This window comes from Pseudomonas baetica (genome assembly GCF_019733355.1).
Lineage (GTDB): Bacteria > Pseudomonadota > Gammaproteobacteria > Pseudomonadales > Pseudomonadaceae > Aquipseudomonas > Aquipseudomonas baetica_A.
The window spans coordinates 40,009-63,839 of the sequence record NZ_JAIHLQ010000008.1 but is presented as its reverse complement, the minus strand read 5'-3'; the positions used below and the strand labels follow the sequence as shown (position 1 = coordinate 63,839).

Here is a 23,831-nt window from a genome sequence, read left to right as displayed (position 1 = left end):
CGCCTCACGCTGATTCAATGTCCTGCGGGATTCAGGCGTCGAGCGAGCATCCGCGGAAAAATTGCTCGAACAAGGCCGTCGGCAGATGTTGTGCATCGAGCAGGCCGAAGTGCTTGCCCACGTTGCGCCCCAACGCCATCAGCGTCTTGGCAGAGTTCTCGGTACCGGCATATCCGGCGCTCAAGATGTAGTCGATGCGTGCCTTTTCTGTCGTAGCCCGCAGATACGCATTGCCCGTGATCAATACATCCACCAGACAGACATTTACCCGTTCATCACCCAGGGTGAACGGCTCCAATGTTTCGGTCGCCAGTGCCGCACACAATCCATCCTTGCCACCGTCGACAATGCGAATGAGCTCTTCGGGCGACCGGCCAAACAGGTCGAATTCCTCAATGGAAAATGCGAAACAGTAGCCCTGCGCGGTGGCACGCGTGAGTGGTTTCTCGTTACGCGGGTTAGTCAACAGCCATGCAACGAAGGACGCTTTATTGTCGAGCGAACCGCTGTGGCGGAAGGCCAGATAATCCCTCAGGACCTGGCTGAAGGGGTGACCCGTTGGCACCCAGCCAGTGGTGTCACTTTCGCTTTTCTGCGCGTCAATCACGGGTACTGCTGCCTTCGGATCAGACACCAGCGCCGCCCCAAAGCACCGCAGGTCATAGCCGAGCATAAATAAGCTGGCCTCGAAGGCGTGGCATCGAGCAGGCAGTGTTCCTTGCTCGGAAAACCAGTCGGTGCGCTCGAGCAGAGCTCGGATAATCCACCCCAACCGCACCTGCCAACGTGCCCACTGCGCATAATCGATCGCAGAAAATTGCGGTGCTGCCAAGCCGTTCAAGAATGCTCCCGCGTTGCGGATCTGGCTGCCACGAGCAGCTCCGGACGGGAACGCCAGCAAGGGCTTGCCGCTCCCCGTCCATTGCTGGCGAAACAGTGAATAAAGCATACCTATGGCAGCGCCAACACGACTGTCGTAGATGGGGGATCCCGACTTATCGAACAAAGCGTGAATCTTGGTCAGACCCGCATCGAAACGCTCGACACTGGTCGCGTCGAGATCATTCAGGTCATTGTCGCCGTCGAGCGGCATGAGCCCGGCCATCTTTTGCAGATAGCTCGACAGCTCGCCCTTTGCGGCCAGCCGGTGCAAAAACGGAATGGCTCCCCGGACACCACCCCAACGAAGAATCTGCAAACACGCCTGAAGCGCTTGTTGTACATCCTCCAGACTGACCGCACTCGTCAGCCACTCACGAAGTTGCCCGAGGGAGCGCTGGGTTTCAGCCCAGGTTTGCGAGTCCACCGGGACTTGGTTGGAATCTTGCCAACCTGCCTTCCAGCGATAGTGCTCAAGGACCTGCTCGAGCCCCTGAACATCAGCCATTAAACCGCCAGGCACGAACTTGCTGGATTTGAAGCGCAGCTTGAACGTGAGCGTCGGCAAATTCTCCGCAAGCCATGAAATGAAAGACTCGACTTCAGGTTGTTTCAGGAACTGTTCGCGCTTCATGCCGACTGCCTTGCAGGTAATATCGAATGGCCATACCCTAAGCAAAAGAGCTGGCCCCGTCCACGTTGTCTGTTCATACAGGTAAACAAACGGCGCAGGTTCCAAGCTTCGGATAGACGCTTTTCCATTCCCTCGGCGTTTAACCCAACTATGTGTAAAGTTTTCAGACACACACCATCTGTTTACGTACCGCCCACGACCTCAAGGATCGGCACTGCATGGACCATCAAACACTCAAGACCCGTCATCGTCAGGAACGGGAAAGTCATCATCCAAACCTCACCTTGCGCGTTCATCGTGCACTGAGCTGGCTGAATCGCGCCGAGCAAGCTGATGATATCGATGGTCGATTTATCTTCCTGTGGATCGCTTTCAACTCCGCCTACGCCACCGATATCGACGAGCAGTACCGTCTTTCCGAGCAATCCACGTTCAAGGCTTTTCTGGACAAACTCTGCGCGCTCGACACTGACAACCTGATCGAGAACCTGGTCTGGTCCGAGTTTTCAGGAAGCATTCGCGCGTTGCTGGATAACCCCTTCGTGTTCCAGAGCTTCTGGGATAACCAGAACGGCAAAATCAGCGAGCAACAGTGGACCGAGCGCTTTGCCAGCGGTCGGCGAGCCGCACAGCAAGCGTTGGCCAACCGCAACACCCCTGCAGTACTTGGCGTTCTGTTCAATCGAATCTATACGTTGCGGAATCAGGTCATGCATGGGGGCGCAACCTGGAATAGCACTGTGAACCGGGATCAACTGCGCGACTGCTCGAACCTCCTCGGCAAGTTGGTGCCGGTGATTATTTTGCTGATGCTGGATAACCCGGAAACGCTATGGGGTGATGCTTGTTATCCGGTTGTTTCTTAGGTCGTGGGACTTTCCAATCACGCGATCACAAACGAAGTGATTCCGCTGGCTGTTCATCCTCATCACCTAACTTGCCACTGTCGAGCATGACATCTTCGTCCTCAATCAGAGGGAATGCGAAAAAGCGGGGACTTTGGGCGCAAACTGCGCCCGTTCCCGCCCACGAACTGTTCAAGGAAAGAATGCAATGATCAAGAAATCGGTATCGGAGCTCTCGTTCGTCAACAAAGGGTCGCCATTGCCCACTGTCGAGGTCGACTCGCACTCCGTCGAAAATGCGGGCTTTAGTATCTACCGCACTGTGATGCAGGTACTGACCCAGTTGGCCGAACAGGACGCATCACTTCGCGCAACCCTTTACATGTACGCTTCTGCCAGCGTCAATTTCCATGAGCAGAGCTGGTCTGAATTCCTGTTGGTTGCCGGCCCTAATAAGGTTCTACTGGCCTTGGGCGCTGGCTTTGAGCGGTTGCCAGCGGTGAAGTCGCGGTTCAGCGATTACGTTTCGTCCTCCATAGCCCTGCGCACCTTTCATGTCGAGGATGGGCTGGTATGGGAGCAGGAGGACGCCTGCACTTGGTATTCCAATGGTCAGAGCCTGGCTGACCTGACCGCTGAGGCCGATGATGATCCGGAACTTATAGAGGGGGATGAAGAGGACGAGGACTGGGATGTCGAGGAACCAGATGCCGAGGATGAGCAGGGTGCAGACCAGACCGTGGCCACTGCCGAGCGAAGGGCGGCGCGCTATCGGGCCGCACGTTCGGATGCGAAGGTCAGCAGCATTCGGGCAGCCATCGAGGAAGTCTTTGGTCTACCGGAAGGTTCGGTCGCGCTCTGTGGACCGGATCGGCGTGCGCTGCGAGGGGATGCCCGGATCAGGACGTTGCGCAAACGCTGGGAAGAGAGCTGAGCAGGGGAGCCGATAAATGACGCATGAATCTCCTGTCCGGGTCAGCACCCTGGCATTCGACGATCTGCTAAAGGTAGGTTGGCCATTGGCACTGGACAGTTATCAGCGCGGCTTCGTGTGGGGCCCGGACAAGCTGTTGCAACTGACCAGTGATCTCGCAGAGTTCGCAGGCCAGCCGGACAAAACCTTGCCTTACTACATTGGCGCGGTATTGCTGCATCGCGATGTGCACCAATCGAGAAGGTTCATCATCGATGGTCAGCAGCGCATCACGGCGTTGTCGCTGCTGTATCACCGCGCGACCGGTGCACTGCCAGCGGGCCAGGTGCTCAGCTATTCGGGGCAGTCCGCACGACATATCCGTGAAGGGATTCAGGCGTTGAAGCAGCAAGAGCCGATTGCACCGGAGATCATCGGAAAGCTTCGTCTGACGGTGATCGAGGTGGACAGCAGCGACCTTGCATTTACCTTTTTCGATACCCAGAACAATCGCGGCGTGCCTCTGCGGGCCACCGACCTGCTCAAGGCCTATCACCTGCGTGCGATCGATCACGCAGACGCTGAGGGCGATCTGAAGACAGCCCTGCAGCAGCACTGCGCCGAGCGCTGGGAGGCGCTGCAACGTCAACCCGCGATACTGTCGCCCGGCCAGGATTTTGCCCCCAACCTGTTCAATCGTTTTCTCTGGCGTGCTCGGCGTTGGCGCGGTGCGCATACTCCAGCGGGCAGACACGAGACGCTGCTGACCGAGTTCCAGTGCGACACATGGAACCACGTTGCGGACAGCCGCAGCAGCGTCGACAGCGTGCCGCTCTACGCCACCCGACACAATCGGCTGGCAACTGCGTTGACGCTGACGGGCGACGGAGAGCATGTACTGCACGGCAGTCAACTGCGCATCAGCCACAACCCCGCGAACTTGCCGATGGCACTGCGCCAGCCCATTCATGAGGGCGTGGGCTTCTTTCTCTACGCAGACAAGTATGCCGCCTTGCTGCAGAGGCTGATGAACGATCCTGCGCCGTGCGCGCAGGTGAGTTTTTTCCGCGCGATATATCGACAGCTGCTGTGCAACAACCAGGAGTATCTGCGCGAAATTTTCATGCTCTGCAGCCTGGTGTACATGGATCAGTTCGAAGTCGAGCAACTGACCGCGTTTGCCTTACGCCTGGAGTTTCTGCTGGGCGCAATTCGCCTGGAGAAAAAACAGGTCAAGCAGGAAACCGCCGCCAACTTCTTCAGGTTGGCCGAGCTAAACCTGCTGGATGTGATCGCACAAAGCTACCATCCGAAACAGGTGCTGGACTTTCTGCAAAAGCGCCAACAGGCCGTGGCATCGTTGTATGCCGATGAAACGATTGAAGTGGGGAATGGTGTGCAAGGTCGATACAAACGGGCTGTTCTGGCGTTCTACAAGGTGCAGGCGGATCCTGAATGCCGCAACCTTGCGGACAAATCGCAATGGCTTGAGGTGTTTCTTAAAGCCTCCCATGGAGGTCGCCATGAGCATTGATTCCAGCCTCTGCACTCTGCAACAGCTGGCCAACAGGAAAGACGCTGCGTGGTGTTTCAATGTGCCGATCTACCAGCGCCTGTATGTGTGGGGTGATGAGCAGATCAAAACACTGCTGACAGACATCGCCAATGCTTTCGATCGAGGCGACACACAGTTCTTCCTGGGCGGCACGCTGTTGGTGGAAAAAACCACCGATGAAGATCGCAATCAGGGCATGCGCCGCTTCGACCTGATCGACGGCCAGCAGCGTTTCACCACGTTGTGGATGCTCAGCACGGTGCCGGTATGGAGCCAGGTGATGGAGGACTTCAGTAGGGTTGTGCTGAAGGAAGGGACGATTCCGCGTCTGCACTTCTCAATCCGGGAGCAGGTGAACGACTTCCTTGCCAGCATGATGCCGGGGGGGAAAGCGACGAGCAGCGAAATCATCGACACTCAGAGCATGAGAGAGGCTCAGCAATTGATGGCCTCCTTCGCGCAGACCTACAAGCGTGCGGACGGCGGGCCTGTTGATGATGAATATCTCAAGGCGCTGGCCAGCTTTGTGTATCGCAATGTATCGCTGGTGCTCACGCAAGTGCCTGAGGGCATGGACCTGAACAAGCTGTTCGAAGTCATCAACAATCGTGGTATCCAGCTACAGCACCACGAGATCCTCAAGGCTAGGTTGCTGCAGGACATCCCCGCGGAAAGCCGTTTCCGTTTCGCGGCATTGTGGAATGCCTGTGCCGACATGAGTGGCTTTGTCGAGCGCAATCTGTGTTTGGAAACCCAGCTGGAGGCGCACCGACTGGGGGATCTCTATAACAAGGGGCAACTGCTCCATGCAGGCGCCGTACACGGGTTGCTCGATCGAAAGACCGACTCCGCGCAAACGGATGGCTACGACCGCCTGACCTTGCAGGCCATCGTTGACGGCTCTGTTGTCGATATCGGCGCGGCTCCGGCAGCCATCGCCGAGGATGACGGAGAAGCCCCCTGGGCGCGGAGCATCATCGGCTTTCCACTCTTCTTGCTTCATGTGTTGCGTATCTGGCTGAAGGAGCAAGGGCAGGCGGATCTGCCGCGTGTGCTGGATCGGCAGTTGCTCGCCCTGTTTGAAGCCCACTTGCTGGCGCCAGCGGATTCGGCGCAGCGTGTGGCGAGGGCGCAAGGGTTCATTGATCTGCTCTGGCGCATGCGTGTGCTGTGGGACGAGTATGTGATCAAGTGGGTCGATCAGGGCGATGACGAAATCCATCAGGTCTGCCACACATCGATTTCCGCCAGTGAAGACAAGCGTTACATCAATCGCAGTCGCGACAATGCCGTGCACCAGGGCCTATCGTTGCTGCAGAGCATGCTGTATCACTCGCAGGAAATCACCACCCATTACTGGCTGACCCCCTTCCTGTATTTTATCCACAAGCATGCGCACACCGTGCGGGGTGGTGGCGGTGAAATCGAGCAGTACTATGGCTTCCTATGCCATCTGGATAACCAGCTGCTTGGAGAAGTGACGGATGCTTCGCTGGTCGTACGTAGCCGCCGGTTCATGGACGATCCCTGGCGTACCGCTTCGGCGCTGCAGTTCGACGCTGTGCTGACGGAGGACCATGGCGTCAGATTTGCGCATTACTGGTTCTATAAACTGGACTTCGTGCTTTGGTATGAACAGCAACGTGATCATGAGTTCTGGGGCAATTTCCGTTTCACCGCGAAGAACTCGGTAGAGCATATTTCGCCGCAGACCCCACAGGCGATCGATACCAACACGGTCTCGCGGGATTGGCTGGACCGCTTTGGCAATCTTGCGCTTGTCTCGCGCAGTATCAACTCGGAGTACGGTAATCTGCCATACAACGAAAAGCGCCAGCGATTCCTCAACAAGCGGGCGTACGAGAAGCGACCTGACTCCCTGAAAATGGACTTGATCTATTCGAAGGAAACGTGGGGAGAGGTCGCGGCCGATGCTCATCAGGCTGCTATGCTGGCGGCACTGCAATGCCATTACCAAAGGGTTTTCACCATCGACTAGGGTGACGGTGAAGCAAGCGTTATCAGCGCTATCCATTAAGCGCAACGACAGGTGATAACCCTGCAGCGATGTCGCCCGATGAATCCACAGCCAGGAGCGACGGTTCAGCATCTACGGCATGAGCAGGATTACACTGCGAACCACTGGGATGATGCCATCGCGTGCAAGTCCGCTCCCGCAAAGCTTGGTGCCCAATCCCTTACTACCGTCCATTTGGGTCGATCTCAGCCTGCCACGACCGGCTAATGACGACCCTAAGCTCCCTGTCGCAGCAACTAGAAAATCAGGGGAGATTCAGCGTGCCAGATGGAGCTGAGCATATGGTCACTGAGAAGAGCCAAAATTCATTAAAAAGCTGGTCACATAGGTCTGGCAAGAAGTGGCCCGAAAACGTGTGTATGGATTAGATCACCCGTCATTTGAGAAGTGCGAAGAGTACATCCAGTGAAATTTCCACATTGGTGTCTGGTTCGTAGAAACAATCATCTAACGGATCCGTCCAAACCAACTCCCCGGTCAAAGGCCGTCGCATGCAGTTACTCAGCCGCAGGTCCATCGACTCAATCCCCCGAAACTCCGCCGCCAGCGCCAGCGTTTCCATCAACCCAGCATACTGCCTATGAGCGCGTGCCAGTTCACGACATTGCTGTGCAACAACGGGTAAGTCCCTCGGGCCAGGCTGCCCCTCTTCATCGAATCGCGCAAGCCAAGCCTCAAGAACAGGCTCGCTGCCCACTTCAATATCAACCAGGCACTCGACCTGCGCTAGCCAGTAGAACTCTACCTCAGGGCCAGACTCGTAGGTGTCCGATAACGCCACCGCACCATAGTTGTGCAGTACCCTGACCACGTTTGGGTTACCCGCAGCCGATTGTTGCGCCAGGAAGTTATGGCCACTGCCTTGCAGGGTAAGCCGCAGCAAACTGTCACCCATCTCGAAGATAGTTGAACTGGAACCGGTCTTGAATACCTTCGCGCCTTTGAGTGGCAAGGTTTCCAGCAGTCGGTCGAAATTCGGGGTAGGGAAACGCGCGCAGATGTGTTCGCTCATTGTGTTCTTCCATAACAGATTGATGGGTCTGCCGAGCGCAAACTTCGGCTCATTTGGACAACGACAATTCAGCTTGTAGCCGGTTAAATTTCAAGCAGGCCTTCCACCACAGCACTGACGTCTGCCAGGCCGCCAATGCTCACAAGCCAGCCATAAGTGATGGGTTGCTTGACATTATGCAATTTCGATGGAAACTTCGACATGCTTGAGTGGTGTCGATGGCCTGTGCTGACGGCGATTTCCGCCAGCAGATCTACCAAGTGACCCCTGATGATGTTGGGGTGAACCATCAGACAGATGTTGTTGATGCGGGTCCTTGCTTTCAATAAATAAACCGTCTGGCCGGCAGCGCAAAACTCTGCGAGGTATTTGCTCTCCCTGACGAGCACGTATCCGCTCTGTTCAATCTGCTTGATCACCTTTTTGGGGAATTCATCGCATGGGACAGCTACGGTCTTGCGGGCTGGCTTGGCCGGAGGCGGTGGGGCAAGGGCAGCTTGGATACTGTCCGGTAGAGGGACGGCGCATGGCGGTTCCGACATTGGCGCAGCGCCGGCCAGAAGCAACGCAGTTGCGCCAGCCATTCGCGCATAGGCCCGATCGAGTTTCGCAACTCTGTGACGTACAGGGTCTGTTGGCTTCAGGTCACTGAGTGTTTTATCTCTGATATACACACTCGGTGCGCTGCCGCCACTGGTTGAAGGATGGCAGAAAGAACCCAGAAACTGCCGGGCGTGCAGGTACCCGTTATCGACGCACCATTGCAACGCGTCTTCGGGGCAATCGCCCAGGCCGATATACAGGGCGTCTGGATTAATTTCGCGGAGTGTGGAGACGAAGCAGTCCATGAAGCACTCTCGAAATAAAGGGGAAGCCATCAGGTAGGCAAATGAGCCCGCAAACATGGATTCGCCGCCTTCAGGCTTTGTTGTAAAGGCCGCGTGAGGTATGACCGAGGTTCCGTGGAACAAGCCGGCGTTTTCTTCCCACAGGGACTCTACATCTGGAATGCGCAGGATCTTGTCGAACTTGAAGTGCCGCAGATAGCGCAGCAAGTTTGGGCGCATGGCGCTGCCACCGAATGCACCAAGTTTTTTCACTTCATGAAGCAGCGTTGCAGTAGGGATGCCAACGGCCATTAGTCGCTGGACTTCGCCGTACGCCAATCGCAGCTGGTTGGGGCCTGGGGTGATGCCCACGATGACCAACTTGGCATCAGCGTTGACGTGTTCGAAAGGGATGTACCTGAGGATGTGTCTGCCTGTGTTTGCAATCACGAGCTCGGGACTGTTGGCGCCCGCCGTGCCGAGCCTGCGGATGGCAGGTGAGTAGCGCTCGAAAAGTGTGTGGTCCATCGAGTTGTTCTCCTGATCTGTTCGAGCTCGTTCCGTTAGTAGGGCGGTTGCTCAGCGGTGCCGGTGTTGGGCCGGTATTTTCTCGGTCCGAATCAGTCGCTCGCGCTCTTCGACTCGTCCGCCACGGTTGATAGGGGCCTACCTGGATCCTGCCTTGAATCGCGCTCAAATTTGTAGTCATTCCATGACTACTTTTGGCCGATTCTATTGAAAAAAATCCGGCTTGGTTTTCACGGCAGAAAAGTACGTGCCTGAAATGGAGACCCTAGCTTTGAGCAGATCCTCCGGATCTCGGATTTCACGTTGTAGCGTGCGAAAGAGATGTTTTCACCCATCAATATTCGAGCATTTTGAGCAAACCGACTTGTCAACAGAATCGGCCGATTGCTGCACTTAATCGTCATGGAGGCCGATTACGATTCGACTCAAAAAAAATTCAGTCCTACATCACTGCCATGACGTCCACCCCATGGAGCTCAGAACCATGTCATTGCAATGTCCTCTGTGTAACTCCCCCAAGATCGCATCTTTACAAACGGCCATGAAGATTGGCGCAGTTGTTGGAACCGTCGGCGGAGCCGCTCGTGGTGCGAGCGCCGCTCTGGCAGCAGGCCAGGTGGGCGCCTCTGCCGGCGCTATTGCCGGCCCTCTTGGCATCACCCTCGGCACAGTTTCTGGTGCCATCCTCGGCGGGCTCACTGGAGGTGCAGGCGGCTGCGCCCTCGGTGCTCAGCTTGGCGAAAAATTCGATCGCCATGTGTTCTCAAATAACCTCTGCTTAATCTGCGGTCACCGTTTCAATCTGCCGACCTAATCTTCTTTCAACATTCTTCGGCCAGTGCTGCGCGTGCGCAGCATTTATGCCTGCGCCCTCCCAAAGGAATCACTCCCATGGCTCATCTCGTCGAACAAATGGCATACGTTGGCGCTACCCCTTGGCATGGTCTGGGTAACTGCCTGACGCAAAAGCAACCCCTGGAAGTCTGGCAGCGCGAAGCTGGCATGAACTGGCAGATTCAGGAAAGTCCTGTTCACTTCAAGGCCGACACTGTCGGCAACCTAGGCACAATTCACTCTTTTCCGGAACAGAAGGTGCTGTATCGCTCCGATACCAAGGCCCCCTTGTCGGTAGTTTCCAACCGCTACCAGATTGTGCAGCCTCGTGAGGTGCTGGAGTTCTACCGGGATCTGACTGAGGTCTCCGGCTACGAGTTGGAGACAGCTGGGATACTCAAAGGTGGCCGCAAGTTCTGGGCTCTGGCCAAGACGGGGCAGACATCCGTGCTGAAGGGCAACGACCAGGTGAATGGCTATCTTCTGTTAGCTACTTCCTGTGACGGTACGCTGGCCACCACCGCGACCCCGACCACCGTGCGTGTCGTTTGCAACAACACCCTGACCATCTCCCTGAGCGGCGCTACCCGCGCAATCAAGGTGCCACACAACACGCGCTTTGATCCGCAGGTCGTGAAGAAACAGCTGGGCATCGCCGTCTCGCAATGGGATGAATTTATGTACCGCATGCGCGCACTGGCGGAGCGCAAGGTGCAATGGCATGAGGCGATAGGCTTCTTCATGAATGTGCTGTGTGACGTAGCCCCCCATAGCAAACTGCCGGAAGTGCTGCCGAATGAGCGCGCACTGCGCAAAGTCCAAGGCCTGTACGAAGGCCAAGGTCGTGGAGCGACGCTTGAATCTGCTCAAGGTACTGCGTGGGGCTTGCTCAACGCGGTGACGGAGTATGTCGATCACGAGCGACGCGCCAGGAGTACCGAATACCGAATGGACTCTGCGTGGTTTGGGGCCGGGGCCGTCCTAAAGGAGCGCGCACTGAACGCAGCGCTGCAACTCGTCGCCTAGCCCCACTCACCTACTCAACTATTAAAGCGCCTGGTCAGCTCCTGCTGGCCGGGCGTTTTTTATGCCGGATAGGAAAACATCATGGAAACGCAGTCGCTGCAACAATCCTGCAGTAAACCCCGCCCCGCCTTGCGTCTGGTGGGGACCAAACAACTTCCCCGAGAAGACTGGCTGGCTGTGCGTAAACAAGGCATCGGCAGCTCGGATGCCGCCGCTGCTGTAGGGCTTAACCCTTACAAATCACAGTTGGAGCTGTGGATGGAGAAAACTGGCCGTGATGAATCACTACCCAAGCTCGATCCGCAGGATGAAGAGAGTCCAGCTTACTGGGGCAATGTGCTGGAGCCCATCGTCGCCTGGCATTACAGCAAGCGTAGCGGTAACCGAGTACGACGTATCAATGCAGTGCTGCAGCATCCGGATCCTAAACTGCCCTGGATGCTGGCCAACATCGACCGAGAGGTGATCGGTGCAGACGACGTACAAATCCTTGAATGCAAAACAGCCGGCATCAACGGCGCTCGCCTCTGGAAAGAAGGCGTGCCTGAGTATGTGCAGTTACAGGTCATGCACCAGTTGGCAGTGACCGGCAAGCAGGCGGCGGATGTGGTGGTACTGCTGGGTGGCCAACACCTGGAGATCCACCGCATCGAACGAGACGAGTCGATGATTGCTCGGCTGATCGACCTGGAGCGGCTGTTCTGGGATTACGTGGTCAGTGATACCCCGCCACCGGCCGATGGTACGGACTCAGCGGAAGCCGCACTACGCTGCCTCTACCCCGAGGACAACGGTCAGACCCTGGACTTGAGCCAGCACCCGGAGCTGACCAGCGCCTACCTGGAGCTCAAGGCTGTTCGCCAGAGCATTGGTCAGCAAGAGACGCGTGAGGCGCAGCTCAAACAAGTCTTGCAGCAGGCCATGGGCGTCGCCACCCGCGCGGAGTTTACCGAGGGCTACATCAGCTGGAAGAAGTCCAAAGACAGCACCATGCTCGATGTCGAACAGATGCTCAAGGATAAACCCTACCTGCAGGCCCGATACCCCAAGATCAAAACAGGCAGTCGTCGTTTCCTGATCGCCTGACTCTACCCACCGTACATAAGCCACCCGGACCGATCACGTCCCGGTGGCTTTTTTATTTCCAGATCAAGGATAACCGCCATGCTCAAAGGTTTAGCCATTACCCCTCCTGTACTCGGGCGTATTTCCATCGGCAAGGTCGTCGAGAAAAACGGCAAACGTCTGCCGGAGAAAGATGATCAGTTCACTATTACTTCGCAGGTACAGAGCCGCGACGGCTGGCTGCTGCACCCGCTCAATGAGGAACTGCGCAATGGCCAGGACGGCAAGCTGCGCAGCATTCCGATCCGTTTGTTGTTCAACGAGCCGGACCTCAACTTTCGGGCTGACTACAGTCTGTTCGACCGTAACACCGGCCGGCCGGTGTGCGTCGGCAATGGTGAGACCTGCAAGCGTTTGACCAAGGACGGCATCCAGTCGTTGCCCTGCCCTTCACCGGATGGCTGCTCACTGGCCCAAGGCAATGCCTGCAAGCCTTACGGCCGGCTGAACGTGGTAATTGGTGACGATGATCCGCTAGGCAGTTTTGTCTTCCGTACCACCGGTTTTAACAGCATTCGCACTCTGGCGGCACGCCTGCAGTATTTCCAGGCCATCTCCGGCAACCGCCTGGCCTGCCTGCCACTGGAGCTACGCCTGCGCGGTAAGTCCACCCGCCAAAGCCATGGCACGCCAATCTTCTACGTGGACATCACCGTGCGCAGTGGCTTGAGCATGGAAGACGCCTTGCTGGAAGCCATGCAGCTTGACGAAACCCGACAAGTCTCTGGCTTTGACCAGACCGCCTTGGATCGCGCGGCACGACAGGGCTTTAACAACGGCGCCTTTGAAGACAATGAGGAGGACACCGGCGCCATCGTCGAGGAGTTTTTCCCCGCAGCTGAAGATCAGCCCGGCAAGGAAGAAGCAGCACCCAAAACAGCGGGCCCAGCCAAAACCTCCCTGGCACAAAAGCTGGAATCTAAATCTTTCCAAAGCGGCAGTGACCACTCCGCTCGCGCCCACTATTCAAACTTCCAACATGACCAAGGTCTTCCAGTTCAGGAGAGTCCCCATGAAATATCCCAAGCTCAGAGCCGGTGAAGAGACCGGAACTTATGTCATGGAATCACCGGTCACCGAAGCCGACATCCTGCAGATGGCTCAACAACTCGCGATGTATCGTCTGTCCAAAGGACGGGCGTTGAATGAGCGTAGACTCGTCTTCAGTCACCTAAAAACCCTGCTGCAATTCCATGATTACGAAGTCTTTGCTTTGCTACTGCTCGATACAGAGCACCGGGTTATCGGCTTCAAAGAGCTATTCAGGGGCGCACTGGAAGTTGCCTGCGTATCACCTCGGGAGGCGGTCAAGATATCCTTGGAGCATAACGCAGCGGCCGTGATCCTAGTGCACAACCGTCCGTCTAGCCATGCCGAGCCCAGCCGCGCCGATTGCGCACTGACCACGATCCTCAAGAATGCTCTCAACATGATTGGCGCCCAGACATTGGATCATGTAGTGATGGGCCGTGAAGGCTGCATATCACTTGCCGACCAAGGTTGCCATTAAACGAAGAGCTTAATCCTGTGCGACTGACTACCCTTGGCTAAGGCTGGGGTGGTCATTGGCACATGGGGCCAGCAGTTCATGAATCTTTTTTTGTGTTAACTGCGCTGCAATGAGGTGAAATGGAACAAATACTTCCAAAGGATATGTCTGCTGCATTTCAGTTACCTGTAGGTGATGTCAAACGCTTGATCGCTCCCATAAAAGCCGTGCTATTACCTGAATCTCAGCGAACTGGAAGGAAGGCTTCGGTCCTTCGCAGGACGAGTCATCTTCTTGAGTCAACAATCAATTTTTTGTGGGATGGCAGTCTTGGTTTCGGTTGGAGTGGGGACCGACGCCGCCTCCCCCAACAGCGTCAGTAACTATCTCTTCATTGTTTTGATAGGCTTCGCCGCTGAATCCGTGCTGTTCACCGCTGCCAAGGAATCTGACGCATGAGCGACTTCCAACATAAATATGCCCTGTGGGGCGAGTTCGTGAAGGATAGGCCTCGGGAGCGGTTGGCGATGATGACGCTGGACGAATACTCTCAAGCTGGGTAGAAGAATAGTTTAAATTACTGGATTGAATCGCGATTGGATGAGCAGGGAAGCATCTGGGGCGGCTCATCGTTTAAGTTCGGCGTATTCTCACGCAAAGACACTGGCGACAAAGCGAGCGATTCCAAGCTGAGCTATTCGAATACCCACGGCTAGTACTCATCACTAGCAGCTCAGTTCCACCTGAAAACACAGGCTCGCAGTTTTTCACTAGTCAAGCATCATGGGCAAAATTGGCTCCGACTGAAGCCTGATTTACTCGCTCAGGAGTCGGCAACTACCCGGCTGGTGCTGGATACGAAATGGAAGTTGATCGAGGCCACGAAGGCCAACGCCACCGACAAATATGGACTGGCGCAAGCTGACTTCTATCAGCTGAACGCATATGGACAAAACTACCTCAACGGCCGCGGGGATGTGATCTTGATATACCCGAAAACCGAAATTTTTACACATCCGTTACCAGTGTTTAATTTTTCCAAGACAAAAAACCTCAATTTTTGGGTTCTCCCGTTTTGTCTAACCTCAAAAGCTCTGCTACTACCCTCTGATCAAACACTTGCCCAGGTCATCTGTATTAAACCTAGCGCGTTGGCGGCAGCCTTTGATCGTGGCACGATGTTGAAGTTATCGACCGAGACCCCCTGACCATGCCGCAATCCCAAGACAAGAACCTGTCCCTGATCGCCGCAATAGACCTGGGCTCCAACAGCTTTCACATGGTCGTGGCCAAGGCCCAGAACGGCGAAATCCGTATTCTCGAGCGTCTCGGGGAGAAGGTTCAGCTGGCCGCCGGCATCGACGATGAGCGCAAGCTCAACGAAGAGTCGATGCAGCGCGGGCTCGACTGTCTCAAGCGCTTTGCCCAGCTAATCAACGGCATGCCCACCGGCTCCGTGCGGATCGTCGGCACCAACGCCCTGCGCGAAGCCCGCAACCGTGCGGAATTCATCCGCCGCGCCGAAGAAATCCTGGGCCACCCGGTGGAGGTCATCTCCGGCCGTGAAGAGGCGCGCCTGATTTATCTCGGCGTGTCCCATACCCTCGCCGACACCCCGGGCAAGCGCCTGGTGGCGGACATCGGCGGCGGCAGTACCGAATTCATCATCGGCCAGCGCTTCGAGCCGCTGCTGCGCGAAAGCCTGCAGATGGGCTGCGTCAGCTACACCCAGCGCTATTTCAAGGACGGCAAGATCACCCCGGCCCGCTACGCCCAGGCGTACACCGCGGCGCGGCTGGAGATCATGAGCATCGAACACGCCCTGCACCGCCTGACCTGGGATGAAGCCATCGGCTCCTCGGGTACCATCCGCGCCATCGGCCTGGCCCTCAAGGCCGGCGGCCATGGTTCCGGCGAGGTCAACGCCGAAGGCCTGGCCTGGCTCAAGCGCAAGTTGATGAAGCTGGGCGATGTCGAGAAGATCGACTTCGAAGGCATCAAGCCGGATCGCCGGGCGATTTTCCCCGCAGGCCTGGCGATTCTCGAAGCGATCTTCGATTCCCTAGAACTCAAGCGCATGGATCATTGCGAAGGCGCGCTGCGTGAAGGCGTGCTCTATGACCTGCTGGGCCGCCATCATCACGAGGACGTGCGCGAACGTACTCTGACCTCGTTAATGGAGCGCTACCACGTCGACCTGGAACAGGCGGCGCGAGTTGAGCGCAAGGCCCTGCATGCCTTCGATCAAGTGGCTAAGGACTGGGATCTGGAAGATGGCGTCTGGCGCGAACTGCTGGGCTGGGCGGCCAAGGTCCATGAAGTGGGCTTGGACATCGCCCACTACCAGTACCACAAGCACGGTGCCTACCTGATCGAGCACTCCGACCTCGCCGGTTTCTCCCGAGAAGACCAGCTGATGCTTGCACTGCTGGTTCGCGGCCATCGCCGCAACATCCCCAAGGACAAGTTCGCCGACTTCGGCGATGACGGCATCAAGCTGATTCGCCTGTGCGTACTGCTGCGCTTCGCGATCCTGTTCCATCACATCCGCGGCACCCAGCAAATGCCTAAGGTGGTGCTGCATGCCATGGGCGCCAGCCTCGATGTGCTGTTTCCGGAAAATTGGCTAGACGACAACCAGCTGACCCAAGCCGACTTCGCCATCGAATCGCAATGGCTCACCCGGGGCGAAATCGTACTGAGCGTGCGCTAACATCGCCGCTGTGGTCTCGTGAATGTATAGCACCAGACAAAAATGGCGATCCACAGGGATCGCCATTTTTGCTATGCGACGCTTGTTTTAGCGTACAAAGAGTTTGATCCCTTAGTGCCGAGCCTTTGCATTTAGTGCATTCACGAGTTTTTCACATGCTGCCATGTAATACGCGTAAAATGCACTAGCTCCTTTTTGGTTTTTTGGCCCCCGCTACCATGGCGGGCTTTTCTTTGCTCTGGATTTGCTTTCAGCACAATAAAAAAGGCCAGGGTTGTCGATCTCGTACAAGCGGTCACCGGATACTGAAATAAAGGGAACCAGGTTTTCAGGTTAGGTCGCGTCGAAATGCTGGCGCTTTAGATGATCAGCTAACCTGCATTAACTTGATCTAGCTGAAAGCTTCGGACACCCCTTTTGCCAAGTTCAACGCAAACTCTTTCAGGCCGCCGGTTTTAGAGATGTGCCGGCTTTCGATCTGAACGCCAACGATTTGAACGGCATCTATCTGTATCGTTTCAAAAGTCGCGCAGGTACCAACAGCATGGAGCTTGCTACTTGGAAGTGCAGGGTAAGCGAGTACCACTCGGTTGCAAGTCGCAGCCTTTGCAAAAGCCAAAGACTCGTAAATGTCCGCTTCAGAGATCCTAAGCCGCCCTTTCTCAGCATGCCCTTTGTACTTGGCATCTAAAAGCATTCGAGGCCGGGTACCATCCGACTCGATCACGCAGTCTGGAAACACGGATAGCATACGCGTCTCTCCCGTACTTACTTTAGTCTTGCTGCCTAGCGTAAAACCCTTTTGAGGTACAACGGCCGCTCGCCCAAAGCCGAGACGCAATGCTACCGTCAAGAGGTCTTCCCAAACTCGCCAAGTGGCAACTACATATCCTGGCGCATGCGCCTGTCCTTGATTGTAATTTAGGCCAAGCCCACCGAGCACATCAACAGATAGCTCGTGCAATGGTCTCCATGCCCTGTGCCTAGCAGGAATGGGTCTTCTCCGTCCGGCAGATGTATGTTTTTGAGGAGCCAAATCTTCAATAAGTCGCACCAAACTACCGACAACCGAAGGGTCGCTTACCTCCGTCAGAAGCGCTCTAGCAGCAGCTGTAATATCTGAATTCCAACCATTATGTCGATCAAAACGAACTAGCTCTTGCTCGAATCCATCAGGCGAGGGAAAAATGAGATCCACAGGGTCTGGATCCCCATCGAGAAAGAATTCTGCCTCCCTTACTCTGCGATAAGTACGCAAAGGCCTACGCTTTCTGGCCTCATACATGCTTGTCATCGAACGAGCTACCAAAGTGGATAGATCCCTCGGGGCCCCACCAGATGCAGCTAAGCGCTCGGACGCCAAGAGCCTTCCATGTAATGAAAGCGTGGAAAGGAAAAAGAAGTCTTCTCTCCAGGTCGCATCGAAATCATCAAGTCCTAGAAATTTGGGAGCCACTTCCAGTTCAAGTGACGGAGCCAGTCTAATTAGACCCGCAAAGTCTATAGCCCGAGCGCCCTGCGCATCGACACTTATAGGGTTATAGTTGAGACCGAGACTTGATGCGGCACGATTGCCAGCATCAATCAAAAGCCCGTTTGCCTTGGCGCGGTCAGCTCCGATGGCCACGCCAATAGCATGACTCAAATCGATAGGTGAGCCATATTCGACAAGCGATAGCCGTGTTCGGACATATGCCACAAAACTACTCTCTAGCAAAGGCTCTCAGGGCGGCATATATGTCGCCCTGAGAGAAATTCGCGGGACCCTGAACTCTAAACCGAAGATCATCTGCAAAGGTGGTCTCGGTTAACTTAAAAGGGTTATAGGCCGGTCCATCTAATGCATTGAGAGTAGCTGCAATACCCCGGATGTCTCCGAAGAAAACCTCTTCTACATGCGCCCGCGCCTTGGCCCAGCCCACGCATAGAGCTCCTAATGCCTCCGGGAGACTCAAGGTTTGCAGCTTCACATCAGACATAAGCATTCCATGTCCAATTTGGAACTCGGAACCTCGGCCCAGAGCAATTTGCTCATTGACTGCCATCCAAGCGCGCACAGAAGCCTCCAAGACATCTGCTACCGAGGCAGGGGCGTCAGGCAAGGGGTTAGCTCCCTTAGCCCCAAGCTCATAAAAATCGCGAAGGGTCTGCTCACGCGGCTCCAAACGGAGCGGTTCCCAACGTCTCAAAAACGCAACATCCAAAGGCTCCACTGAGGCGTCTGCTTGGTTCATTGCCGCTAGGATATAAAGGTCATGCGGCAAGCCATACTCAATCACATCGCCGCTGACAGGATCGAGCATTTCAAAATACTGAGTCTCCGCACGTTTCCCCCCATCAGGTGCTAGGCGTTTATCGGACTCAATAGCCACGATGGAACCGCCGAAGACCTGCACAGCGGGCCCACGATTAATTTCATCAATAATCAGCAGGGACGCACCGTTGGCGGTTTTAGCATGCTCACTAGCCCGATACAGCGTCCCTTTAACGATGGCAAAGTCAGGCTCTCCAGCCTTTTTGTTCACCGCAGGGGTGATCCCTGACACGAAATCTCGGTACTTTGAGCTTTGATGAAATACTGTACGAAATACCCTACGGCTCATCTTGGTGGGAGCAGGAACGTCCTTAGCATCCTCGCCCGCAGCGGGTGGGATCGGGACGCCCCCCGAGCGATTAAGCTTCGGCGCCCCTCCTGCGGGAGCAATTCCGAAAGCCGACTCAAAGGCTAAAGCAACCTCAGCAAGCAACCTCGACTTACCTGTACCTGGCGGGCCTGAGATCAACACATTCCGGGAGCGGGCCAACAACTTCAATGCCTCTTTGCAGTAATCACTTGCCATTGCAGAACCTACCGGCATTAGTGAAATCACGGTACCCGAGAACGACCTGATTGGATGGACGAGCGGCATCAAGGCAATCTAAAAGCTCCTTGGCGACTACAGAATGCCAAACATTTGGTGTTCGCAACGACCTCTCCTCAGCGTAGTGCGGCCACACAGACCCATCGTCTAGCTGGATTAGCAGCAGCAAGACCCTATTACCAACACCAATCTTTACCTTACTGGCATCGAAGCATCCATACTCGTGAATACGTGCTATTCGACCCTCCCCAGGTCTGGCGTCTGTCGGGGGCTCCATATAAGAATCCTTCCGGACAACATTGCCATTGGCGTCAGACCAAAAGAACTCCCCTTTGAAAATATCGATCTGCACTTGCTGTTTCTTCCGCCTGCGATTTTCTTGGACAGTCTGGGGGAACATCTGCCTAATCACAGGTAAAAGTGTGTCGTAGGAGCGAAATCGGAAATCCCTTGCCCCACCACCGGAGTCTGAATCGTTGGCCGTAGCCTGAATCTTTCGCAAATCCCCTTCTACAATCTCCTTGTAGAGAATACGAGCAACTTGCCCTGCTTGGTTAGCCATGTAGCTGAGTTCCTTCTTCTTCGATTTCTGTGCCGCTGAGGGCTAGCTCTGAAGGCACATAGGCCATAGCCCCCAACGCACGTGCATTCACAGTACGCTGCTGCCAATCTATAGACCGGTCTCCGATCCTTCTTGCCACCGCAGCTAAAACGCTGTCTCGGGTAATTGTAGATTTCCACTCGCCCGGCAAAGATGCTTGCCCTCGATCCAGTAACGGAAAATCTTGGAATACAAGCTCCATGTCCTTCAAATCAAGTCCGTAAGCCATAGCTATTTCGGCATCAATATCACTGCGCAATTGCACCATACGTTCATAAATCTCACGTGCTGCTCCCGCGTTATCGAGTTTCTGCAACTCGCGTGCAGCACTCACGAGCTTTTTCCAAGGCAGGCCGCCTTTGGTGAGTTTTGGCAGAGGAACACTTTGCAAAAGGAAGTAATTCACCGTCGTGGTGAGCACTCTTCTGAGCATCCAATCAAAAGCGAAACTGTTTGCAATTGCTGCCCATACTAAAAGGCGCTCTTCGGAAGGATCATCAGGGAAGAGAATTGTAGGGACCTTGTTACCGCACACAACGCCTGCAGGTATTAATGCTGCCATGAGTGATCGCTCATTGGTCTGCCCTGCAATGTCACAAAAACCGACTCTTTGTTCACCAGATCGCCCCTGATTGGCTCGTGGTACGTCTGAAGAGCGAATCCAAAACTGAGGTGATAGTCGCGAGCCCCCGATGGGGAAGGCTTCCCACTTTGCTCTGCGCCCCGTACCGGAGACGTGCCCTTTTACACCAAAACGATGGGCTTGCACCATGCGACCCTCTACCAATGGCATTGCCCCATGAGCGTCATATCCCAAAAACTTTGGCCGTTCTTTAGTCATATCGACCTCGCGACAGAACTTCGGAGTCCAGCCGTAAACAGGTTCCTCCCAAGAGCAACCCGCCTCAGAAATTTTGGAAAAAAGCTTCCACTCAGCAATGCTGCGGACCTCTGGTAAACTCAGGTCTGGTCTTACATCAACCAACGCAGCGCGACCGATAATTGCCTTGCCCGTTATTTCCAAGCCAGTAGTGGTTCCACGCTCATGCAGAAGCTGGATCGGCTCACGCTTTCCCTTCCCAGATCCCGCCTTCACCAACGCCATCGCCAGAAACTTAAAACGTGTGTCGATAGCAAAGAACCGAGCTCGATTATCGATAATCGAAAGCGAAACGCTTTGACTCGAATCGAAAATCTTCCGCCGCATTTCCTTAGTGCCCTGCGAACGGATTAACCCACCAGGAATTAAAGCAGCCACAGTTCCCTGCTCTTTACAGAGATCAAAGAAGAGATCCGTAAAGGCAACGTAAAGGTCAGGCTCTCCATTACCTAGATCGGGATATCGAGCTAACAGCCGCTGAGAATAGCTCGCCATCTGATCACGCTGGACAGCAAACAACTCTTCATCAAGACCGTGAATCTGCGCCCCATAGTGCCGTTTGGTGCCGGTAGACTTCAAAAACTCGTGTCGTGAGAGCTTTACTTTCTCCCAGGGCGGATTGCCGATCACTGCGTCAAAGCCTTCGCCAGCCATGGTTATCCAAACCTCACGATCAGCCATCAAGCTGTCTCCACAGTACCAGCGAGCACGCATTGACTTGAGAGACTCTAAGTCGTCGGTGAAGGAAGCCAGGCTTAGGAGAGTTGCACGAAGGGAGTTGGCCGACAGGTCAGCAGCATGCACTCCGTGAGCAAGCCAATGCGCGACCTTGGCACGGTCTACACCACACACTGCATGAGTCAAAGCAGCTAACAGAATCCCTGCTCCACTGGCCGGATCAATCACTCGACTCTCATGAGTGAGTTTGGAGGAGGCAAGCTGTGCGAGCCTAGAGGCAAGACGGAAGTCTGTATGATAGGCCCCAGTACTCTTTCGATCCTGTTCGTGCAGGGCTTCCCGAGCTAGAGCGCTCAGGGCCAAAGCAGGATGTATGGGGGAGCATTCAATAGCAGCGGCTACTGGAGCGGCAAGTTCCATCAACGCGACTGCTGTCATCTTGCTTTGAATGCCAAAGATTTCATGAAATCCTTCTAGATCAAACCCTCCAAAACGAGCCGACGCTGCCTCTAACACCTGAAGACGAAGCTCAAAGCTACCAGGGCCATGGCCACTAACAGCCTTAGTCAAAGCTGCTTCTGCTGGCGACAGGAACTCAACTTCAAGCGGACGCGGCGCACTCATGCATAGCTCTCCACAGGGGTTTGCCTGGAGGTCTTATTGCGTGTTTTGGCAAGCCCTATATCTGGGCGCTCCGCCACAATCAAAAATTCGTTCACATCAGACGCCGTTCTACTTGCCACTTTATTGGGACGATAACGGCCGATGGCACCCAAGGGATGCATTGTGAACTTACCGGTCATGGAAAGCTCCTGCTTCATATCCTGCATGGAGATGTGCCCTTCACTGCTGTAGGACAAAAGTACTCGCTGCGCTTTTAAGTGAGTCATTAAGCGAGAGAGCGTCTTAAGGGCACGGGTTTTGTAGCAAAAATCTGAGGCACGATCTTTCCAAGGTCTCAGACCAGCAACACCCTCCACTTCGGGTTCGTCGCCAAGTGCTACCGTTTCGAGGATATGGTAATAGCTTGCATATTGACGCTTCGTGTATGGAGGATCCAGGTATACCAAGTCTTCAGGATCGTTAGGTACATCGAACACATCACCCACAGTGGCTTGCACTCGCACATTGCTGACTTTAAGGTCCCTGCAACGCATAGCAATGCGCTCTTGAGACTGTTTGGTCCACTTGGACAGAAAACAGCCAAAGGTACCCGCAATATTAGCCACACGATTCAGGGCCCCAAAAAGATCTGCGATCAACAAGCGCTCCTCGACATCGTCAATGCTTCCAGCCTCACGCCATCCAGCGATGAGAGCACGCATGGCGTCAATGCGAGCGGCATTCTCCTCAGTGAAGTATCTACGCTCAATGCCACAGGAGTCGAACGATACTGGGCTGTAAGCGCTCCACATGAAACCATGCAAAGGCTTAGTTGAGTTGAGCTTATCGATGGCGCCTGCGTAGCCGCCAAGTACCTTAAACGTCGCCTGGTTCCGACTGATAAGTCGCGCCCCCGCAGAGATTACTGCCGAGTTCAGGTTGTCATTAATCCTCACATTCCAACCAAGCTGAGCAGCAGCCTCAGCCACGGCCCCCGTTCCGCAAAAAGCATCCACAAAAAAAGCCCCTTCTTTTGGGGGGCCAATGTAGGTGGTGATTTGGTCGACAATCCGGGATTTTGAGCCGATGTAGCGAAATGTCATGCTGCCGCTCCTACGTGTGCTCGACGTTTAGCATGACTTCTTTTCTTTTCGAGCACTGGATCGGCCTGCTGCCCAGGTGGCAAAACACCTGTACGTTCGCAGTACTCACCTAGCAACACTTCAAGCATGTTCACCATACTCCGATGCTCGTGATCGGCGGCTTCCCTTAAGGCAAGCTTAAATAAAGGGGAGACTCTGAGATTCAAGGTTTCGCTCTTAGTGTCAGTAAATCGCATGGAGAGCCCCGTATTTGTCTGTGCATTTGCGTTATTGTACACGCATACAGTAGTTTTTCTATGTGCATCAAGGTCTTTGAACCCAACAGACACCGCAGTAGCCCTACCTTCACTTTGACGACGTGAGCGAATCGATCAGCAAACCATCGCAAACAACGAGCTCCTGCGCCTCTCGATAATTGGCATCTCGGGCCACAGATGCGTATCTCGGTAAGTCTTCCAACCGAATCATGTGGCGATGTGGCCGGGTTTTTCGACCATGCGATCAGTCCACTGGTGTCTAGCCATCCGGGAGCGCTGCGCTCGACGCCACGAACTGAACACCGCGCACTCGGAGTGACCACCTTCCTATATTGAGTCATCCAATGGTGAGCGCTCAGCACTGACTGAGTGGTTTCATAAAATCGTTAGAGGTATTCAGTACCATGAACTGCTTGTAGTCGACCGCGTC

The 23,831-nt window shown here is 55.1% G+C and carries 18 protein-coding genes and 1 pseudogene; 11 read left to right on the top strand and 8 right to left on the bottom strand.

All coding sequences use genetic code 11. The annotated features are described in order from the left end of the window. Positions 1-31 precede the first annotated feature (31 nt). A complete protein-coding gene (locus tag K5E40_RS09770) occupies positions 32-1,513 on the bottom strand; it encodes a hypothetical protein (protein WP_221730547.1) in 1,482 nt (493 codons plus the stop codon). A gap of 218 nt (positions 1,514-1,731) precedes the next feature. Between K5E40_RS09770 and K5E40_RS09765 the strand changes: the two genes are divergently transcribed. The 4 genes from K5E40_RS09765 to K5E40_RS09750 all read left to right on the top strand — a co-directional run bounded on the left by K5E40_RS09765 (position 1,732) and on the right by K5E40_RS09750 (position 6,825). Then, the gene (locus K5E40_RS09765) at positions 1,732-2,379 is read left to right on the top strand and encodes a HEPN domain-containing protein (RefSeq protein ID WP_221730546.1); all 648 of its coding nucleotides are present in this window, start codon (positions 1,732-1,734) and stop codon (positions 2,377-2,379) included. Positions 2,380-2,566: 187 nt separating this feature from the next. Continuing rightward, the gene (locus K5E40_RS09760; protein WP_221730545.1) at positions 2,567-3,292 is read left to right on the top strand and encodes a hypothetical protein; all 726 of its coding nucleotides are present in this window, start codon (positions 2,567-2,569) and stop codon (positions 3,290-3,292) included. Between the two features lie 16 nt (positions 3,293-3,308). After that, entirely contained in the window at positions 3,309-4,805 is a 1,497-nt protein-coding gene (locus K5E40_RS09755; RefSeq protein ID WP_221730544.1) for a DUF262 domain-containing protein, read from the top strand. Then, a complete protein-coding gene (locus tag K5E40_RS09750; RefSeq protein ID WP_221730543.1) occupies positions 4,795-6,825 on the top strand; it encodes a DUF262 domain-containing protein in 2,031 nt (676 codons plus the stop codon). The genes K5E40_RS09755 and K5E40_RS09750 overlap by 11 nt, the downstream gene beginning before the upstream one ends. 415 nt (positions 6,826-7,240) lie before the next feature. On the opposite strand, the gene K5E40_RS09745 is transcribed toward K5E40_RS09750, so the two are convergent. Both K5E40_RS09745 and K5E40_RS09740 read right to left on the bottom strand, forming a co-directional pair. Continuing rightward, positions 7,241-7,876: a hypothetical protein gene (locus tag K5E40_RS09745; protein ID WP_221730542.1), complete on the bottom strand. Its 636-nt coding sequence runs from the start codon at positions 7,874-7,876 to the stop codon at positions 7,241-7,243. 83 nt (positions 7,877-7,959) lie between these two features. Beyond that, the gene (locus K5E40_RS09740) at positions 7,960-9,231 is read right to left on the bottom strand and encodes a hypothetical protein (RefSeq protein WP_221730541.1); all 1,272 of its coding nucleotides are present in this window, start codon (positions 9,229-9,231) and stop codon (positions 7,960-7,962) included. A gap of 484 nt (positions 9,232-9,715) precedes the next feature. On the opposite strand from K5E40_RS09740, the gene K5E40_RS09735 reads away from it, so the two are divergent. From K5E40_RS09735 to ppx, 7 genes and pseudogenes are all read left to right on the top strand, one after another. Beyond that, positions 9,716-10,045 (top strand): hypothetical protein, encoded by a 330-nt coding sequence (locus tag K5E40_RS09735; RefSeq protein WP_221730540.1) that lies wholly within the window; start codon positions 9,716-9,718, stop codon positions 10,043-10,045. 77 nt (positions 10,046-10,122) lie between these two features. Beyond that, on the top strand, positions 10,123-11,091 hold the full coding sequence (locus K5E40_RS09730; protein ID WP_221730539.1) for a DUF932 domain-containing protein: 969 nt from the start codon (positions 10,123-10,125) through the stop codon (positions 11,089-11,091). Between the two features lie 81 nt (positions 11,092-11,172). After that, positions 11,173-12,177: a YqaJ viral recombinase family protein gene (locus K5E40_RS09725; RefSeq protein WP_221730538.1), complete on the top strand. Its 1,005-nt coding sequence runs from the start codon at positions 11,173-11,175 to the stop codon at positions 12,175-12,177. Between the two features lie 78 nt (positions 12,178-12,255). Then, on the top strand, positions 12,256-13,257 hold the full coding sequence (locus tag K5E40_RS09720; protein ID WP_221730537.1) for a hydrolase or metal-binding protein: 1,002 nt from the start codon (positions 12,256-12,258) through the stop codon (positions 13,255-13,257). Then, complete coding sequence (locus tag K5E40_RS09715; RefSeq protein ID WP_221730536.1) at positions 13,229-13,726, top strand: JAB domain-containing protein; 498 nt, start codon at positions 13,229-13,231, stop codon at positions 13,724-13,726. The genes K5E40_RS09720 and K5E40_RS09715 overlap by 29 nt, the downstream gene beginning before the upstream one ends. Positions 13,727-14,442: 716 nt before the next feature. Then, positions 14,443-14,913, top strand: a pseudogene (locus K5E40_RS09710) (5-methylcytosine restriction system specificity protein McrC); the annotation flags it as partial. Between the two features lie 2 nt (positions 14,914-14,915). Further along, positions 14,916-16,418, top strand: a complete 1,503-nt coding sequence (ppx, locus tag K5E40_RS09705; RefSeq protein WP_221730535.1) for an exopolyphosphatase — start codon at positions 14,916-14,918, stop codon at positions 16,416-16,418. A gap of 391 nt (positions 16,419-16,809) precedes the next feature. Here ppx and K5E40_RS09700 read toward each other — a convergent pair whose 3' ends face one another. The 5 genes from K5E40_RS09700 to K5E40_RS09680 form a co-directional block, all read right to left on the bottom strand. Next, positions 16,810-18,117, bottom strand: coding sequence for an McrC family protein (locus K5E40_RS09700; RefSeq protein ID WP_221730534.1), 1,308 nt, complete (start codon positions 18,115-18,117; stop codon positions 16,810-16,812). A gap of 4 nt (positions 18,118-18,121) precedes the next feature. Continuing rightward, a complete protein-coding gene (locus K5E40_RS09695; protein ID WP_409339131.1) occupies positions 18,122-19,021 on the bottom strand; it encodes an AAA family ATPase in 900 nt (299 codons plus the stop codon). Between the two features lie 226 nt (positions 19,022-19,247). After that, positions 19,248-19,841, bottom strand: coding sequence for a hypothetical protein (locus tag K5E40_RS09690; protein ID WP_221730532.1), 594 nt, complete (start codon positions 19,839-19,841; stop codon positions 19,248-19,250). After that, positions 19,834-22,062: an Eco57I restriction-modification methylase domain-containing protein gene (locus K5E40_RS09685; RefSeq protein WP_221730531.1), complete on the bottom strand. Its 2,229-nt coding sequence runs from the start codon at positions 22,060-22,062 to the stop codon at positions 19,834-19,836. Before K5E40_RS09685 ends, K5E40_RS09690 begins: the two co-directional genes overlap by 8 nt. Continuing rightward, positions 22,059-23,144, bottom strand: a complete 1,086-nt coding sequence (locus K5E40_RS09680; protein WP_221730530.1) for a DNA adenine methylase — start codon at positions 23,142-23,144, stop codon at positions 22,059-22,061. Before K5E40_RS09680 ends, K5E40_RS09685 begins: the two co-directional genes overlap by 4 nt. Positions 23,145-23,831 lie beyond the last annotated feature (687 nt).

Coding starts and splice junctions, on each gene's coding strand:
- K5E40_RS09770 (WP_221730547.1), bottom strand. CDS start 1,513: ATGAAGCGCGAACAGTTCCTGAAACAACCTGAAGTCGAGTCTTTCATT.
- K5E40_RS09765 (WP_221730546.1), top strand. CDS start 1,732: ATGGACCATCAAACACTCAAGACCCGTCATCGTCAGGAACGGGAAAGT.
- K5E40_RS09760 (WP_221730545.1), top strand. CDS start 2,567: ATGATCAAGAAATCGGTATCGGAGCTCTCGTTCGTCAACAAAGGGTCG.
- K5E40_RS09755 (WP_221730544.1), top strand. CDS start 3,309: ATGACGCATGAATCTCCTGTCCGGGTCAGCACCCTGGCATTCGACGAT.
- K5E40_RS09750 (WP_221730543.1), top strand. CDS start 4,795: ATGAGCATTGATTCCAGCCTCTGCACTCTGCAACAGCTGGCCAACAGG.
- K5E40_RS09745 (WP_221730542.1), bottom strand. CDS start 7,876: ATGAGCGAACACATCTGCGCGCGTTTCCCTACCCCGAATTTCGACCGA.
- K5E40_RS09740 (WP_221730541.1), bottom strand. CDS start 9,231: ATGGACCACACACTTTTCGAGCGCTACTCACCTGCCATCCGCAGGCTC.
- K5E40_RS09735 (WP_221730540.1), top strand. CDS start 9,716: ATGTCATTGCAATGTCCTCTGTGTAACTCCCCCAAGATCGCATCTTTA.
- K5E40_RS09730 (WP_221730539.1), top strand. CDS start 10,123: ATGGCTCATCTCGTCGAACAAATGGCATACGTTGGCGCTACCCCTTGG.
- K5E40_RS09725 (WP_221730538.1), top strand. CDS start 11,173: ATGGAAACGCAGTCGCTGCAACAATCCTGCAGTAAACCCCGCCCCGCC.
- K5E40_RS09720 (WP_221730537.1), top strand. CDS start 12,256: ATGCTCAAAGGTTTAGCCATTACCCCTCCTGTACTCGGGCGTATTTCC.
- K5E40_RS09715 (WP_221730536.1), top strand. CDS start 13,229: ATGAAATATCCCAAGCTCAGAGCCGGTGAAGAGACCGGAACTTATGTC.
- ppx (WP_221730535.1), top strand. CDS start 14,916: ATGCCGCAATCCCAAGACAAGAACCTGTCCCTGATCGCCGCAATAGAC.
- K5E40_RS09695 (WP_409339131.1), bottom strand. CDS start 19,021: ATGAGCCGTAGGGTATTTCGTACAGTATTTCATCAAAGCTCAAAGTAC.
- K5E40_RS09690 (WP_221730532.1), bottom strand. CDS start 19,841: ATGGCTAACCAAGCAGGGCAAGTTGCTCGTATTCTCTACAAGGAGATT.
- K5E40_RS09685 (WP_221730531.1), bottom strand. CDS start 22,062: ATGAGTGCGCCGCGTCCGCTTGAAGTTGAGTTCCTGTCGCCAGCAGAA.
- K5E40_RS09680 (WP_221730530.1), bottom strand. CDS start 23,144: ATGACATTTCGCTACATCGGCTCAAAATCCCGGATTGTCGACCAAATC.